Genomic DNA, 14,113 nt, shown 5'->3' with positions numbered 1-14,113 from the left:
GTGCGGACAATTCCTCTCTATTGCCGCGAATCCCTCGGCGAGCTGTCAGGGTGGAAGTTGCAGGACGTCCCGGGCGATGCCCTGCGTCACCACCCCATCCACGTCTCGATCGGGAGGACTTCTGTGCGCAGGAACACTGTGAAGCGGGCACTCGTCGCGTTCGCCCTGGCCCTGCCGGGTGCCGCGATCGCCACGGTGGCCGCCGCGCCAGCGGCCCACGCCGACGGCTGTTACACCTGGAAACGCGACCTCTACCAGGGGCGTTCCGGCGACGATGTCCGCCAGCTGCAGATCCGGGTGGCCGGATGGACCAGCCGCGGCGGGATCGTCCGGATCGACGGGGACTTCGGCCCCGAGACCGCCGCCGCGGTCAAGCGCTTCCAGAGCGCGTACGGGCTGCGCAGCGACGGCATCGCCGGCAAGCAGACCTTCAACAAGCTCTACCAGTTGCAGGACAACGACTGCACGCCGGCCCACTTCAGCTACCGGGAGCTGGACGGCGGCTGCGGCAAGGGCGGGTGGAGCGGCGGGCCGCTCTCCGCCGCCGACACCAAGGCCAGCGCGGTACGCACCATGTGGAAACTGGAGGCGCTCCGGCGCGGCCTGGGTGACAAGCCGCTCAACGTCACCAGCGGCTTCCGCGACTCCAGCTGCAACAAGAAGGTCGGCGGAGCCTCGGACAGCCAGCACCTCTACGGCAACGCCGCCGACCTGACCTCGGCGAGCAGGTCACTGTGCGAGGTCGCCCGCGCCTCCCGCGACCACGGCTTCAGCGGCATCTACGGCCCCGGCTACGCCGGTCACGACGACCACGTCCACGTGGACTCCCGGCGGGAGAACAACTACGACAAGTCGACGAACCGCACCAGCTGGGCGGCCCCGGACTGTGGCGTGAGCCGCTGACCGACCGGCGTGGACACCGGCCCGGCCCCACGGGATCATCGGGGCCGGGCCGGCGCCGCACCGGGGAACCGGCGGGGGGTGCCCCCGCTCAGCTCGCCCGGGGCCAGCGCGGCGCGGCGGCGGGGGGCGCCACCGGCCGGCCGGGGACACCGGCGCGCATCCCGGGCCGCATCCCGGTGGCGGTGGGCCGCCCCCCGGGCGTGCCCGGCCGCACCACCTGGCCCCGCGCCGGGTAGCCGGTGGCCGGGGCGGGCCGGGCGGGCGTCGTACCGGGCCGGGGGGTGGTGTAGGTGAACGGGAACGGCACGTGCACGAACGGGTTACCGTGCCGGATCAGCGCGTCGATCTGCCGGTCGTTCAACCCGTGGTTCTCCAGCACCCGCCGCCCCCAACGGTGCAACCGGCACGGGTACGACGACCCGTCGTTGCGGCACAGCGGCCCGTTGGGCCACTCCTCGGCGGCGTGCACCACGACCGCTCGCACCGCGAGCCGGACGTCCTCGGGTGTCAACGAGGCGGGCACCGGCACCTCGCCCAGAACCTGATCGATGGGGTCCGTCGACTGCTCACCAACTCGCACGGCAGGCCTCCCGCAGCTCGGCAGCGATTGCAGCCGAATCGCCGCAACGCATCCTCGGCCAGTGGTACGGGCGGTGACCGGCGGCGGTTCAATCCCCCCAGGCGGTGAGCAGATCAGGCCCAGCTCCGACACCCTCAAAATCGGTACCACCAAAAATGAGGGTACCGACGCTGAGAGCATCAGCCGTCAGACCAGGCCCGCGTCGTGGACCAGCAGCGCCACCTGGACCCGGTTGTTCAGCGCCAGCTTGGTCAGCAGCCGTGACACGTACGCCTTCACCGTCGCCACACTCATGAACAGCTCCGCCGAGATCTCCGCATTGCTCCGGCCGTGACCGAGCGCCACCGCCACCTCCCGCTCCCGCTCGGTGAGCCCGGCCAGCAGCCGCAGCGCCCGGTCCCGGCGCGGGTCCGGGCCCGCCGTCGACCCGTCGGTCAGGTGGCTGATCAGCTGCCGGGTCACCGTCGGTGACAGGGTCGCCTCGCCGGCCGCCACCCGCCGCACCGCCCGGACGATCTCCGCGGGCGGGGTGTCCTTGAGCAGGAAGCCGCCCGCACCGGCCCGCAACGCCCGCAGCACCTGCTCGTCGGCGTCGAAGGTGGTCAGCACCAGCACCTCCGGCGGGTGCGGCGACGCCCGCAGCGCCTCGGTGGCGGTCAGCCCGTCGACCCGGGGCATCCGGATGTCCATCAGCACCACGTCCGGCGCGCACCGGGCCACGGCGGCCGGCACCTCGTCGCCGTCGGTCGCCTCCCCCACCACCCGCAGGTCCGGCACCCCACCGAGGATCATCGACAGCCCGGCGCGGACCAGCGCGTCGTCGTCGACGATCAGCACCCGCACCGGGGCGTCGGGATCGCCGCCGCTCATCCCGGCCACCCGGCCCGCCCCCGCCGGTCGGCGGGGTCCGGTCCGGCCGGGCGGCTCATGCCGGCCACGGCAGTCGGGCGGCCAGCCGGAAGTCGCCGGTCGCGTCGTCCCGACCGTGCGTCAGCCGGCCACCGGCCAGGGTGACCCGCTCGGCGATGCCGACCAGCCCGGTCCCGGCACCCGGCAACGCCGGCCCGGGCGCGCCGCCCACCGGCCAGGGGTTGCGGATCTGGACCGCCAGCTCCCGCCCCGGCCCGCCGGCCAACCGGACGGCGACCGCCGCGCCCGGGGCGTGCTTGCGCGCGTTGGTCAGCCCCTCCTGCACGATCCGGTACGCGCTGCGGCCCACCGCCGTCGGCACCTCCGCCGGCCGGGTCACCTCGTCGACCAGGGTGACCCGCACCCCGGCCGCCCGCGACTCGGCGACCAGCGCGGGCACGTCGGCGAGGGTGGGCTGGGGGCGTTCCGGTGCGCTGTCGCCGCCGGAGGTGTCGGCGCGGAGCACCCCGATCACCTCACGCAGGTCCTGGAGCGCGGCGTGCGCGCTGCCCCGGATCACCCCGGCGGCCCGGGCCACCTCCTGCGGCGGCGCGTCCGGGCGGAACTCCAACGCCCCGGCGTGCAGGCTGAGCAGCGAGATCCGATGCGCCAGCACGTCGTGCATCTCCCGGGCGATCCGGGTGCGTTCGAGCTGCCGGGCCTGTTCGACGCGGAGCTGCTGCTCGGCCTCGGCCCGGTGGGCGCGGTCGCGCAGCGACAGCACCAGCTGCCGGCGGGCCCGGACGAACAACGCCCAGGCCACCACGATCCCGACGAACATCATCGTCCAGGCCACCGTCGCCCAGTAGGGCAGCGACGGGTCGGGACGCACGACGCTGTAGAGCGGAATGACCGACAGGTGGAACCCGACCAGCGCCGCACCGATCGGCAGCGGCCGGTGGACCAGCACGGTGAACACCACCACCAGCATCGCCACCCCGGCGGTCACCGAGAACAGGGCCAGCGGCAGCCCGGCCACCGCCAGCCCGACCGGCCAGCGGCGGCGCAGCCACAGGGCCGCGCAGTAGACCAGACCCCCCACCAGGTCCACCCCGATCAGCCAGGACGGGCCGGCGTTGTGGGAGAACTGCGGCCTGCTCGACATCGCGTCGGCGAACGCCAGCAGCGCCCAGCCGACGGCGAGCAGGAAGGCCACCGTGTCGACCAGCCAGTCCCGGGGCGTCCGCCGGGACGCCCTCGCCTCGGGCGTCAGCGCGCCCGGCAACAGCCAGGGATGATCGGGTACGACGGCAGCACTCACCCACCCATGCTAGAAACCCGACCGGCTTCCCGGACACCAACCAAAGTCGAGGTCTGCCGGTATACCGAGGTAGGGGTGGCCCTCGACCGCCGGCCGCAGCGCCCGGCCGGGTGGCTGCGACAGGCTCGACGGCATGATCACCGTTGACCACCTCACCAAGCGGTACGGCCCGCACACCGCCGTCGACGACGTCTCGTTCCGCTGCGAATCCGGCACCGTGACCGGTTTCCTCGGCCCGAACGGGGCCGGCAAGTCCACCACCATGCGGATGCTCTGCGGGCTGACCCGCCCGACCTCCGGCACCGCCACCGTCGCCGGTCAGCCCTACCGCGAGCTGCCCAACCCGGGCCGCGAGGTGGGCGTGCTGCTGGACGCCTCGGCGCAGCACGTCGGGCGCAGCGGGCGGGAGACGCTCACCCTGGCCGCCCGGACCATGGGCGTGGACGCCGACCGGGTGCCCGCCGTGCTCGACCGGGTGGGTCTGAACCCGGTGGCGGCGAAGCGCCGGGTCGGGGCGTACTCGCTGGGGATGCGGCAGCGGCTCGGCCTGGCGCTGGCGCTGCTCGGCGAGCCCCGGGTGCTGGTCCTCGACGAGCCGGCCAACGGCCTGGACCCGGAGGGGATCTTCTGGATGCGCGGGCTGCTGCGCGACTTCGCCGACCGGGGCGGCACCGTGCTGCTCTCCTCGCACCTGCTGCGGGAGGTGGAGGCGGTCGCCGACCGGCTGGTGGTGATCGGCGGCGGCCGGGTGGTGGCCCAGGGCGGCAAGGACGAGCTGCTGGCCGGGGCCGGCACCCTGGTCCGGGCCCGCGACCCGCACGCCCTGCGGCTCACCCTCGACCGGGCCGGGATGGACGCCACCGCTGGCGCCGACGGCGGCTGTGTGGTGCACGCCGAACCCGGGGCCGTCGGGCAGGCCGCCGCCGACGCCGGACTGGTCCTGACCGAGCTACGGCCGGCCGGCGGCGGTGGCCTGGAACAGCTCTTCCTCACCCTGACCGCCGGCGCGAGCACCAAGGAGGCCGTGAAGTGAGCACCGTGACGACCGCACCCCCCACCCCCGCCCGGCAGGCCGTGCCCGGGCCGTCCCTGGTCCGGCTGATCGGGGTGGAGCTGCGCAAGCTCGGCGACACCCGGGCCGGACGCTGGCTGCTGGCCTCGATCGGACTGATCGCCGCCGTGATCGTCGCGCTGCAACTGCGCTTCGTCGACGACGCCGCGCAGACCTTCAGCAACTTCTTCACCGCGTCGCTGGCGCCGGTGGCGCTGCTGCTGCCGGTGCTGGGCATCCTGTCGATCACCGCCGAGTGGTCCCAGCGCACCGCGCTGACCACGTTCGCCCTGGTGCCGCGCCGGGAGCGGGTGGTGGTCGCCAAGCTCGCCGCCGTGCTGCTCGCCGCGTTGGCGTCGGTGCTGGTGAGCCTGGCCGTCGCCGCCGTCGGCACCCTGCTGGCGGGGATCACCGGCGGGGCGGGGAGCTGGGACTTCGACTGGACGCTGGCCGGGCACGCCGCCGTGTTCCAGGCCATCAACGTGCTGATCGGCGCGGGGTTCGGCTTGCTGCTGCTCAACACCCCGCTGGCGATCGTCACCTCGCTGCTGCTGCCGACGGTGTGGGGCATCCTCTCCGCGATGATCGCGGCGCTGCACGGCCCGGCCCGCTGGCTGGACACCTCGATCACCATGGAGCCGCTGCTCGGTGCGGACATGACCGCCGGGCAGTGGGGCCGGCTCGGGGTGTCCCTGCTGGTCTGGGTGGCCGCGCCGCTCGCCGCCGGGATGGCGCGCACGCTGCGGCGCGAGGTGCACTGACCATGTCGACGCGGGAGCCGGACGCCACGACCAGAGTCGGTGGCGACGTCGGGGAACTGCTGGTCATGTGGGTCGGCTTCCCGCTGCTGGGCGGCGCCCTGGGTGGGCGGCTACCCATGGTCGCCGACTGGGTGGCCGGGCTGCCCTGGGCTCCGGTGCAGGGCTGGTTCGAACTGGTCGCCGGGTTGCCGTACCGGCGGGCACTGCTCGGGGGCATGCTGCTCGGGATGCTGGCCGGGCTGCTCGTCGCCCACGTCGGCACCCGGGAACGGTTGATCGTCACGGTGGACCGGGGCGGTGTCCGGCTACGCCGCGACGGCGTCGACCACGACCTGGTCCGCCGGTGCGTCACCGCCGTCTTCGCCGACCGCAGGGAGCTGGTGCTGCTCGGTCCGGCCGGTGAGGAGCTGGCCCGGGAACGGTCCGACCTGAGCCGACGGCGGCTGCGGGACGCCTTCCGTGAGCACGGTTGGCCGTGGCAGGACGCCGATCCGCACCGGGCGGCGTACCGGCGATGGGTGGAGGGGTTGCCCGACCTGCCGCCGGGGGCGGATCCGCTGCTGCGCGCCCGGCAGCGGGCCGTCGAGGCCGGCCGGCAGCGGGACGCCCGGGAGATGCGCGGTGAGCTGGCCCGGCTCGGGGTGGTCGTCCGGGACGAGGACAGGCGACAGTACTGGCGGACCGTTCCGCTTCCCCGGGAGGAAACCCCGCACGGGCGGTAGCGTCTGTGGTGGAGGGGATCTCCTCGGAACCGGGAGCCTGCATGACCGAGCAGCAGCCGTACCGGGTGCTGGGCCGGCACCCCGGCTTCGAGCTGCGCCGGTACCCGGCCCACCTGGTCGTCGAGCTGCCGATCGACGGGGGGTTCGCCGCCGCCGGGAACGCCGCGTTCCGGCCGCTGGCGGCCTATCTGTCCGGGGCCAACCGGTCCCGGCGCGGGGTCGGGACGGCCGGTCAGGTGCTGCGGGAGGCGGGAGGCGAGCGGATCGCGATGACCGCGCCCGTGGTCCAGGAGGAGGGCGACCGGCCCGGGAACTGGCGGGTGTGGTTCGTGCTGCCGGCCCGGCTCACCCCGGCCACCGTGCCCGAGCCGGCGGACCCCCGGATCACCGTCCGGGAGCTCCCCGAGCAGCTCGCCGCGGCGGTCCGGTTCGCCGGGCGGTGGACCGACCGGGCGTTCGAGCAGCGGGCCACCGCGCTGGGCCGGGCGGTCGCCGACGCCGGCCTCACCCCGTCGGGGGCGATCCGGTACGCCCGGTTCGACCCGCCGTGGAAGCCGTGGTTCCTGCGCCACAACGAGGTGGTGCTGCCGGTCGTCGAGTGACCCCGGCGCACGGCCGCAGCGTCGTCACGTCGTCGCCGATTGTGCATCCGCCGCACAGGGAGTATCAACCAGAGTGGATATCTCCCGGCGGAAGGGGACGACCATGGCCTCCACAGTCGACAGGGGCGGGATCTTCCGCCGCAAGCCGGTCGAGGAGATCACCGACGAGACCGGTCAGGGGCTGTCCCGCTCGCTCGGGCTGTGGCAGCTCACCGCGATCGGCGTCGGCGGCATCATCGGCGCCGGCATCTTCGCCCTGGCCGGGGCGGTGGCCAACCAGACCGCCGGGCCGGCGGTGCTGGTGTCGTTCCTGATCGCCGGGCTCGCCAGCGCGGCGGCGGCCCTGTCGTACGCCGAGTTCGCCGGCATGATCCCCCGGGCCGGTTCGGCCTACACCTACGGGTACGCGGTGCTCGGCGAGGTGGTGGGCTGGTTCATCGGCTGGGACCTGCTGCTGGAGTACACCGCGATCGTGGCGGTGGTGGCGATCGGCATCTCCGGCTACTTCGGCTTCCTCGTCGGTGAGCTCGGCGTCGAGCTGCCCGCCTGGATGCTGGGCGCCCCGAGCACCGGCGACGGGCACGTGGTGGACCTGTTCGCGGTGCTGCTCTGCCTGCTGATCGCCTTCCTGCTGACCCGGGGCATCAGGACCGCCGCCCGGTTCGAGACGATCGTGGTCGGGGTGAAGGTGGCCGTGGTGCTGCTGGTGATCGTGGTCGGGTTCTTCCACGTCCGCACCGGCAACTACTCGCCGTTCTTCCCGTACGGGCTGGGCGGGGCGTTCACCGGGGCGGCCACCGTCTTCTTCGCCGTCTTCGGCTACGACGCGATGAGCACCGCTGCCGAGGAGTCCACCGACGCCCGCCGGCACATGCCGAAGGCGATCGTCTGGTCGCTGGCCATCTCGATGGTGCTGTACGTGCTGGCCACCCTGGTGCTGACCGGGATGCAGAACTACCGGGACATCGACCCGGAGAGCGGCTTCTCCTCCGCGTTCGCCTCGGTGGGGCTCTCCGGCCTGGCCAGCGTCATCGCCGTCGGGGCGATCGTCGGCATCCTGACGGTGATGTTCACCTTCATGCTCGGGGTGACCCGGGTGTGGTTCTCGATGAGCCGCGACGGCCTGCTGCCGGCCTGGTTCGCCAAGGTGCACCCGGTGCGTCGGGTGCCCACCCGGGTCACCTGGATCGTCGGCGTCGGCTCGGCGGTGATCGCCGGCTTCCTGCCGATCCGGCAGGCCGCCGAGCTGACCAACATCGGCATCCTGCTGGCCTTCGTGGTGGTCTGCGTCGCGGTGATCGTGCTGCGCTACCGCAGCCCGGACGCCCCACGGACGTTCCGGCTGCCGGGCATGCCGGTGGTGCCGGCGCTCGGCGTGGTCTTCTCGGTCTGGCTGATCAGCTTCCTCGACCACGTGACCTGGCTCCGGTTCGCCGTCTGGTTCCTGCTCGGCGGTCTGGTCTACACCTTCTACGGTTACCGCCGCTCGGCGCTGGCCGGCCGGGACGGCACCACGCCCCCCGGTTCCTGACCCACCGTCGGTCGGGCCGGCAGCAGGGCGGCGAGCAGCCCGGCGAGCAGCCCGGCCAGGGCGGGGAGCGGGTCGGGGCCGGCGATCGGGCTGTTGCCGGCCAGCGCGGTCAGCGGCGCACCCGGCCGCAGCGCCGCGCTGACCAGCAGCGCGCCGGACAGCAGGGCCAGCGGGACGACCACGGTGACCGGGACGAGCAGCACGAGCCGCCGCCACGCCGATCGCCCGTCCGGCCAGGGCCGGGTCAGCAGCGCCACCCCCACCAGCAGGACCGCGCCGAGCACCGCCGCCGGGAACAGCCGATCCGTCGGCCCGACGGGCCGGACCAGCGGCAGGCCGACCCCGCCGACGACAGCCATCCCCACCGCCACCACCAGCCGGGGCCGACCCGGCCCGGGGGCGGCGGCCAGCGCGCCCACCACTGTCGACGCCAGCAGGAGCAGACCGGTCACCAGAACGGCCGGACCGAGCTCGGGCTCCCGACCGGTCGGCGAGCGGGTCGTCACGGCGACCAGCATCAGCAGCGCCGTGACGACGGGCAGTCCGGCCAGCACGGACCGGTCCGGGCCGGGCGCGGCGTCGCCGCGTACGCCGAGGGTGGCGGTGATCCCGACGGCCAGCCAGCCGACGACGACCAGCAGCGCCGTCGCGCCGGGGCCGGTGGGGTCGGCCCGGTCGACGGCGACGTCGGCGACCAGCGCGCCCCCGCCGAGCAGCACCGCGCGCAGGGTCGCCGGCCGCCGGCCACCGCCGGCCAGCACCAGCCCGGCGACGACCGCCATCAGGGCCAGGAAACGCAGGTCACGCGCCCAGTACGTATGCTCGCCGGGGAGCCGCTCGGACCACGGGCCGACCGGTTCGGTGAGGGGTTGCCACCGGGTCGTCCCGACCGCCCAGCAGACCACGGCCAGGGCGGCGAGCCCGGTGCCGGCGGCGACGAGCCGGCCGCCCGGTCGCGGAGCGTGACCGGCCGGGGTGGGCATCATGGATGGTCAGACGCCATCCGGGCGGTTACGGTTCCCCGTCTGGGGAGGTGCCGTCGGTGTACGTCGTATCCGTGATCAACTACAAGGGCGGGGTGGGCAAGACCACCGTGACCGCCAACCTCGGGGCCGAACTGGCTAACCGGGGGATGAAAGTGCTGCTGATCGACCTGGATCCGCAGACCAGCCTGACGTTCAGCTTCTACGACCCGGAGGACTGGCGGGAGCGGCTGCGCGACGGCCGGACCGTGAAACGCTGGTACGACGGCCTGCGCGGGGACACCCCGGCGGTGACCCTGGGTGAGCTGGTGGTCTCCCCCGGCCCGGCCAACACCCACCTCTCCGGGGCCGGTCGGCTCGACCTGATCGCCTCCCACCTCGGCCTGGCCGACATCGACCTGGCCCTGGCCCGGGGCGTCGCCGACGGCGAGGACTACGACCGGGAGCTGTTCCGGGTCCGTGGCTCGCTGGCCGAAGGGCTGCACGATCCGGCGCTCGACGGCTACGACCTGGTGCTGATCGACTGCCCGCCGAACTTCAACGTGGTGACCCAGTCCGCCGTCATCGCCAGCGACCACCTGCTCATCCCGGCGAAGGCGGACTACCTCTCCACCCTCGGCATCGACCACCTCTGCGGCAGCGTCCGGGAACTGGTCGACCGGTACAACGCCGACGCCCGCCGGTTCGCCACCAGCCGCCGGCACCACAAGGTCGCCCCGGACGTTGCCGGGGTGGTCTTCACCATGATCCAGCTGACCGCGCACCGACCGATCGCCGCCCACCAGGGCTACCTGGACCAGGTACGCGCCCTCGGGCTGCCGGTCTTCCCCACCGCGCTGCGGGAGAACGTCACCCTGTTCGCCGGGAACACCCCACGCGGGGTGCCGGTGGTGCTGCGCCACCGGGTCACCTCGCCGGTTGTCCAGGAGGAGCTGCGGCGGATCACCACCGAGTTCCTCGGCCACCTGCAACCCCGCGAGGTGCCGGTGTGACCGGGACTCCCGGCGGAAACCTCGCGGCCGGGGTGCTGGCCCGGGTGGGTGAGCTGTTGGCCGGGCTGTCGGCCGCCGAGGTGGCCGCGCTGGCGCAGGGCCGGATGCGGTTGGCCGTCGTCCCGGTGGCACCGGCGGGGGAACCGGCCGGCCCGACTCCGGTGCCGCTCACCGCATCGCTGTCGCCGGCCGCGCCGGTGCCGCCCACCCCGTCGGGTGTCGACCTGACCGTCGCGGCGGCCACGCTCGACGCCATGGCGCAGCGCCGGGACGGCACGGCGTACCTGACGCCCTGGCCGCTGCGGGACCTGCGGGCGCTGGCCGCCCGGCTCGGCCTGCGCGGGGTCGGCGGCCTGCGCAAGGCGGAGCTGGTGGAGCGGCTGGTGGACCGGACGGTCGGGTTCCGCGCCGCCTCCGCCGCCGTCCGCGCCCGCTGAACCGGCCCCGCCGCCCGCACCCCGGACCACCGGCCCGGAACGGCTCGGCCACCCGGTCGGAGCCGATGCCGTCGGTCCGGCGCGGCGGCGGGCGGCGGGCGGCGGGCGGCGGGCGGCGGGCGGCGGGCGGCGGGATCCTGTCGCGCAGCGGTTCGCGGTGGCCGGGAATTCACCTCGCCGACCTCCCGTCGGTCGGGTTCCGGCCGATAACATCGCCGGGCATGGATATGAAGAGCAGCACCCGCCCGCGACCCGGGCGGACGATCGCCGCGCTCGCCGCCGCCGTCACCCTGGCGGTCCCGGTGGTGGTGGCCACGACCTCGGCGTCCGCGGCGGCCACGTCGACAGTGGCGCAGGCCCTCGCCACCCAGGACGGCCGAGTCGCCACGGTCACCGGCTACGTGATCGGCCAGCCGACCGCCACCAGCACGGTGCTCACCTCCGGCTACACCGCCGACACCGCCATCGCCCTGGCCGACACGGCCACCGAGACCGGCACCAGCCGGATGCTCTACGTCCAGATCACCGCCGACTACCGCAGCGCCTTCGGGCTGTTGACCAACCCGTCGCTACGGGGTCGACAGGTCACCGCCACCGGGACGCTGACCGCGTACTTCAGCCACGGCGGGCTGAAGAACCCCACCGGGATGAGCATCGGCGGCGGCACCCCGTCGCCCACCGCGACCGCCTCCCCCACCCCCGCGCCCACCGGCTCCACCGGGCCGTACGACTCGACGTACTACGCGACCGCGATGGGCAAGAGCGGCGGCGCGCTCCGCAGCGCCCTGCACACGATCATCAAAACCCAGACCAGGCTGAGCTACGACCAGGCGTGGGAGGCGTTGAAGGACACCGACCAGGACCCGGCGAACGCCAACAACGTGATCCTGCTCTACAGCGGACGGTCGCAGAGCAAGAGCAGCAACGGCGGCGGGGCCAACGACTGGAACCGGGAACACGTCTGGGCCAAGTCGCACGGTGACTTCGGCACCTCGACCGGGCCGGGCACCGACGTGCACCACCTGCGACCGGAGGACGTGACGGTCAACTCCGCGCGCGGCAACAAGGACTTCGACACCGGCGGCAGCCCGGTCGCCGAGGCCGCCGGCAGCTACACCGACGCCGACTCGTTCGAGCCGCGCAACGCGGTCAAGGGCGACGTCGCCCGCATGATCATGTATATGGCGATCCGGTACGAGGGGGACGACGGCTGGCCGAACCTGGAGATCAACAACTCCGTCACCAACGGCAGCGCGCCCTACCTCGGCCGGCTGCCGGTGCTGCTCCAGTGGCACCGGCAGGACCCGCCGGACGCCTTCGAGCAGCGTCGCAACCAGCGCATCTACGAGCGCTGGCAGGGCAACCGCAACCCGTTCGTCGACCACCCGGAGTGGGCCACCGCGATCTGGGGCTGAACGGGCCGGTTGTCACAGATCACCCCGGTCGGGCGGTGAGGACACGGCCCGACCGGGTACACCCGCGGTATGGCAAATACCGTTCCCGACATCAGCCTCAACGACGGCAACACCATCCCACAGCTCGGCTTCGGGGTCTTCCAGATCGAGCCGAAGGACACCGCCGAGGCGGTGGGCCGGGCGCTGGAGATCGGCTACCGGCACATCGACACCGCCGAGATGTACGGCAACGAGGCGGAGGTGGGCGAGGGCATCCGCGCCTCCGGCCTGGACCGGAGCGAGGTCTTCGTGACCAGCAAGCTCAACAACGGCTTCCACCGCCCCGAGGACGCCCGCCGGGCGTTCGAGTCGACGCTGGCCGCGCTGAAGACGGACTACGTCGACCTGTTCCTCATCCACTGGCCGCTGCCCACCCGCTACGACGGCGACTTCGTCTCCACCTGGAAGACGCTGGAGGAGTTCCAGCGCGACGGCCGGGCCCGCTCGATCGGGGTGTCGAACTTCCAGGTGCCGCACCTGGAGCGGCTGGCCGCCGAGGCCGACGTGGTGCCGGCGGTCAACCAGATCGAGGTGCACCCGTACTTCACCAACGAGCAGGTGCGCGCGTACGGCAACACCCACGGCATCCCCACCGAGGCGTGGTCCCCGATCGCCCAGGGCCGGGTGCTCGACGACCCGACGGTCGTCGACATCGCCGAGCAGGTCGGGCGCACCCCCGCCCAGGTGGTGCTGCGGTGGCACGTGCAGCGCGGCGACATCGTCTTCCCCAAGTCGACCACCCCGAAGCGGATCGAGGAGAACTTCCGGATCTTCGACTTCACCCTGGACGACACCGCCATGGAGCGGATCAGCGGGCTGGACAAGGGCGAGCCGGGCCGGACGGGACCGAACCCGGACGTCTTCGACTACATCCCCGCCTGAACGATCCACCGCCGGACGGCGTGACCCACGGGGCGGGCTCCGGTCAGGGATCCCGCCCCGTCGCGTCCGGCCACCGGATCGTCGGGCCGATGACGTCGACGCTGCGACGCCACCATCTCCGGCATTGATGAACGTGCATCTGGGTCCGTACCATCCGGGCATGCGTGCCCGTCGTGTCACCGCCACCGTCGCCGTCGCCGCGCTCGTGAGCCTGGTCGCGGTCGGCGCCGCCCACGCCGACGACACCCCGGCGCTGACCACCCCCGGCGCCCCGGTGGTGGTCGCCAACGAGCCGCACCGGCTCAGCCTGACCTGGACCCCGTCGACGTGGAAGGGCGAGCCGGGCGGCCCGATCACCTACGACGTGCGCTCGCCGATCGGGCCGAACGCCTACCGGGGTCTGGGCAGCACCGAGACCAACGCCATCACCCTGACCGACCTGGCCCCCGGCACCGACTACCGGATCGCGCTGCAGGCGTACGCCCTCGGCGGCTACTCCGACACCTCGGCGGTCGCCGAGGTGCGTACCGCGTACGGGCGGGCGAAGGTCGACTACCTCAACCTCGACTGGGCGCCCACCGACAACCAGGCCCAGTTCCGGATCAACGTCACCAACACCGGCAGCCGACCGCTGGACCTGACCACCGTACGGGTCCGCTACCACCTGCGTTTCGAGAACGGCAACGCCGCCCTGACCACCGAGTGCGACTGGGCGACGCTGGGCTGCGCCACCATCCGGCGTACCCTCCAGTATTTTCCGCCGCCCGCGCCGCCGCCCGGCCCCAGCCCGACGCCGACCGTCTACCCGGTGCCCGGCACCCCGTTCCCCGGCTGGGTGGAGCTGACCTTCACCACCGGGGTCCTCGCCCCCGGGGCGTCCTCCGGGCCGATCCAGCTCCGGCTGCACCGGCCGAACTGGACGGCGATCGACGAACGCGACGACCCGAGCTGGCAGCAGGCCACCGGCGGGTGGACCCCCAACAGCCGGATCACCCTCGACGTCGACGGGGTGCGCGAGTACGGCGACACCTGGGGCTGACCGCCG

General features: G+C 73.7%; 15 protein-coding genes. 11 read left to right on the top strand and 4 right to left on the bottom strand.

Annotation, left to right across the window (positions count from 1 at the left end):
- Window positions 1-123 precede the first annotated feature (123 nt).
- Complete coding sequence (locus O7625_RS13330; RefSeq protein WP_282346203.1) at window positions 124-903, top strand: D-Ala-D-Ala carboxypeptidase family metallohydrolase; 780 nt, start codon at window positions 124-126, stop codon at window positions 901-903.
- Window positions 904-991: 88 nt separating this feature from the next.
- Here the strand turns inward: O7625_RS13330 and O7625_RS13325 are convergent, their stop codons facing one another.
- From O7625_RS13325 to O7625_RS13315, 3 genes are all read right to left on the bottom strand, one after another.
- Window positions 992-1,483 (bottom strand): hypothetical protein, encoded by a 492-nt coding sequence (locus tag O7625_RS13325; RefSeq protein ID WP_282346202.1) that lies wholly within the window; start codon window positions 1,481-1,483, stop codon window positions 992-994.
- A gap of 186 nt (window positions 1,484-1,669) precedes the next feature.
- Window positions 1,670-2,353, bottom strand: coding sequence for a response regulator transcription factor (locus O7625_RS13320; protein ID WP_067313237.1), 684 nt, complete (start codon window positions 2,351-2,353; stop codon window positions 1,670-1,672).
- A gap of 55 nt (window positions 2,354-2,408) precedes the next feature.
- Window positions 2,409-3,653 carry a histidine kinase gene (locus O7625_RS13315; protein WP_282346200.1) on the bottom strand — a complete coding sequence of 415 codons (1,245 nt, stop codon included), beginning with the start codon at window positions 3,651-3,653 and terminating at the stop codon, window positions 2,409-2,411.
- Between the two features lie 133 nt (window positions 3,654-3,786).
- On the opposite strand from O7625_RS13315, the gene O7625_RS13310 reads away from it, so the two are divergent.
- The 5 genes from O7625_RS13310 to O7625_RS13290 all read left to right on the top strand — a co-directional run bounded on the left by O7625_RS13310 (window position 3,787) and on the right by O7625_RS13290 (window position 8,320).
- Entirely contained in the window at window positions 3,787-4,686 is a 900-nt protein-coding gene (locus O7625_RS13310) for an ATP-binding cassette domain-containing protein (protein WP_282346199.1), read from the top strand.
- Window positions 4,683-5,465, top strand: a complete 783-nt coding sequence (locus O7625_RS13305) for a hypothetical protein (RefSeq protein ID WP_067313243.1) — start codon at window positions 4,683-4,685, stop codon at window positions 5,463-5,465. Before O7625_RS13310 ends, O7625_RS13305 begins: the two co-directional genes overlap by 4 nt.
- 2 nt (window positions 5,466-5,467) lie before the next feature.
- Window positions 5,468-6,187 carry a hypothetical protein gene (locus O7625_RS13300; protein ID WP_282346198.1) on the top strand — a complete coding sequence of 240 codons (720 nt, stop codon included), beginning with the start codon at window positions 5,468-5,470 and terminating at the stop codon, window positions 6,185-6,187.
- Window positions 6,188-6,228: 41 nt separating this feature from the next.
- The gene (locus O7625_RS13295) at window positions 6,229-6,789 is read left to right on the top strand and encodes a heme-binding protein (protein ID WP_282346197.1); all 561 of its coding nucleotides are present in this window, start codon (window positions 6,229-6,231) and stop codon (window positions 6,787-6,789) included.
- Between the two features lie 103 nt (window positions 6,790-6,892).
- Window positions 6,893-8,320 (top strand): amino acid permease, encoded by a 1,428-nt coding sequence (locus tag O7625_RS13290; protein WP_282346195.1) that lies wholly within the window; start codon window positions 6,893-6,895, stop codon window positions 8,318-8,320.
- On the opposite strand, the gene O7625_RS13285 is transcribed toward O7625_RS13290, so the two are convergent.
- Window positions 8,266-9,306 (bottom strand): hypothetical protein, encoded by a 1,041-nt coding sequence (locus O7625_RS13285; RefSeq protein WP_282346194.1) that lies wholly within the window; start codon window positions 9,304-9,306, stop codon window positions 8,266-8,268. The two genes, O7625_RS13290 and O7625_RS13285, sit on opposite strands and share 55 nt — an antisense overlap.
- 56 nt (window positions 9,307-9,362) lie before the next feature.
- Here O7625_RS13285 and O7625_RS13280 point away from each other — a divergent pair, with 56 nt between their 5' ends.
- The 5 genes from O7625_RS13280 to O7625_RS13260 all read left to right on the top strand — a co-directional run bounded on the left by O7625_RS13280 (window position 9,363) and on the right by O7625_RS13260 (window position 14,107).
- The gene (locus tag O7625_RS13280) at window positions 9,363-10,295 is read left to right on the top strand and encodes an AAA family ATPase (RefSeq protein WP_282346193.1); all 933 of its coding nucleotides are present in this window, start codon (window positions 9,363-9,365) and stop codon (window positions 10,293-10,295) included.
- Complete coding sequence (locus tag O7625_RS13275) at window positions 10,292-10,732, top strand: Rho termination factor N-terminal domain-containing protein (protein WP_282346192.1); 441 nt, start codon at window positions 10,292-10,294, stop codon at window positions 10,730-10,732. The genes O7625_RS13280 and O7625_RS13275 overlap by 4 nt, the downstream gene beginning before the upstream one ends.
- A 221-nt stretch (window positions 10,733-10,953) precedes the next feature.
- Complete coding sequence (locus O7625_RS13270; protein WP_282346191.1) at window positions 10,954-12,147, top strand: endonuclease; 1,194 nt, start codon at window positions 10,954-10,956, stop codon at window positions 12,145-12,147.
- 69 nt (window positions 12,148-12,216) lie between these two features.
- The gene (locus O7625_RS13265; RefSeq protein WP_282346190.1) at window positions 12,217-13,068 is read left to right on the top strand and encodes an aldo/keto reductase; all 852 of its coding nucleotides are present in this window, start codon (window positions 12,217-12,219) and stop codon (window positions 13,066-13,068) included.
- A 160-nt stretch (window positions 13,069-13,228) separates the two neighbouring features.
- The gene (locus tag O7625_RS13260) at window positions 13,229-14,107 is read left to right on the top strand and encodes a cellulose binding domain-containing protein (protein ID WP_282346189.1); all 879 of its coding nucleotides are present in this window, start codon (window positions 13,229-13,231) and stop codon (window positions 14,105-14,107) included.
- The last annotated feature ends 6 nt before the right edge of the window (window positions 14,108-14,113 follow it).

The sequence above is a fragment of the Micromonospora sp. WMMD714 genome, from assembly GCF_029581315.1.
Classification (GTDB): Bacteria; Actinomycetota; Actinomycetes; order Mycobacteriales; family Micromonosporaceae; genus Micromonospora; species Micromonospora rifamycinica.
Note: the sequence above shows the minus strand (reverse complement) of the source record. Positions and strands in the feature narration are given on the sequence as shown.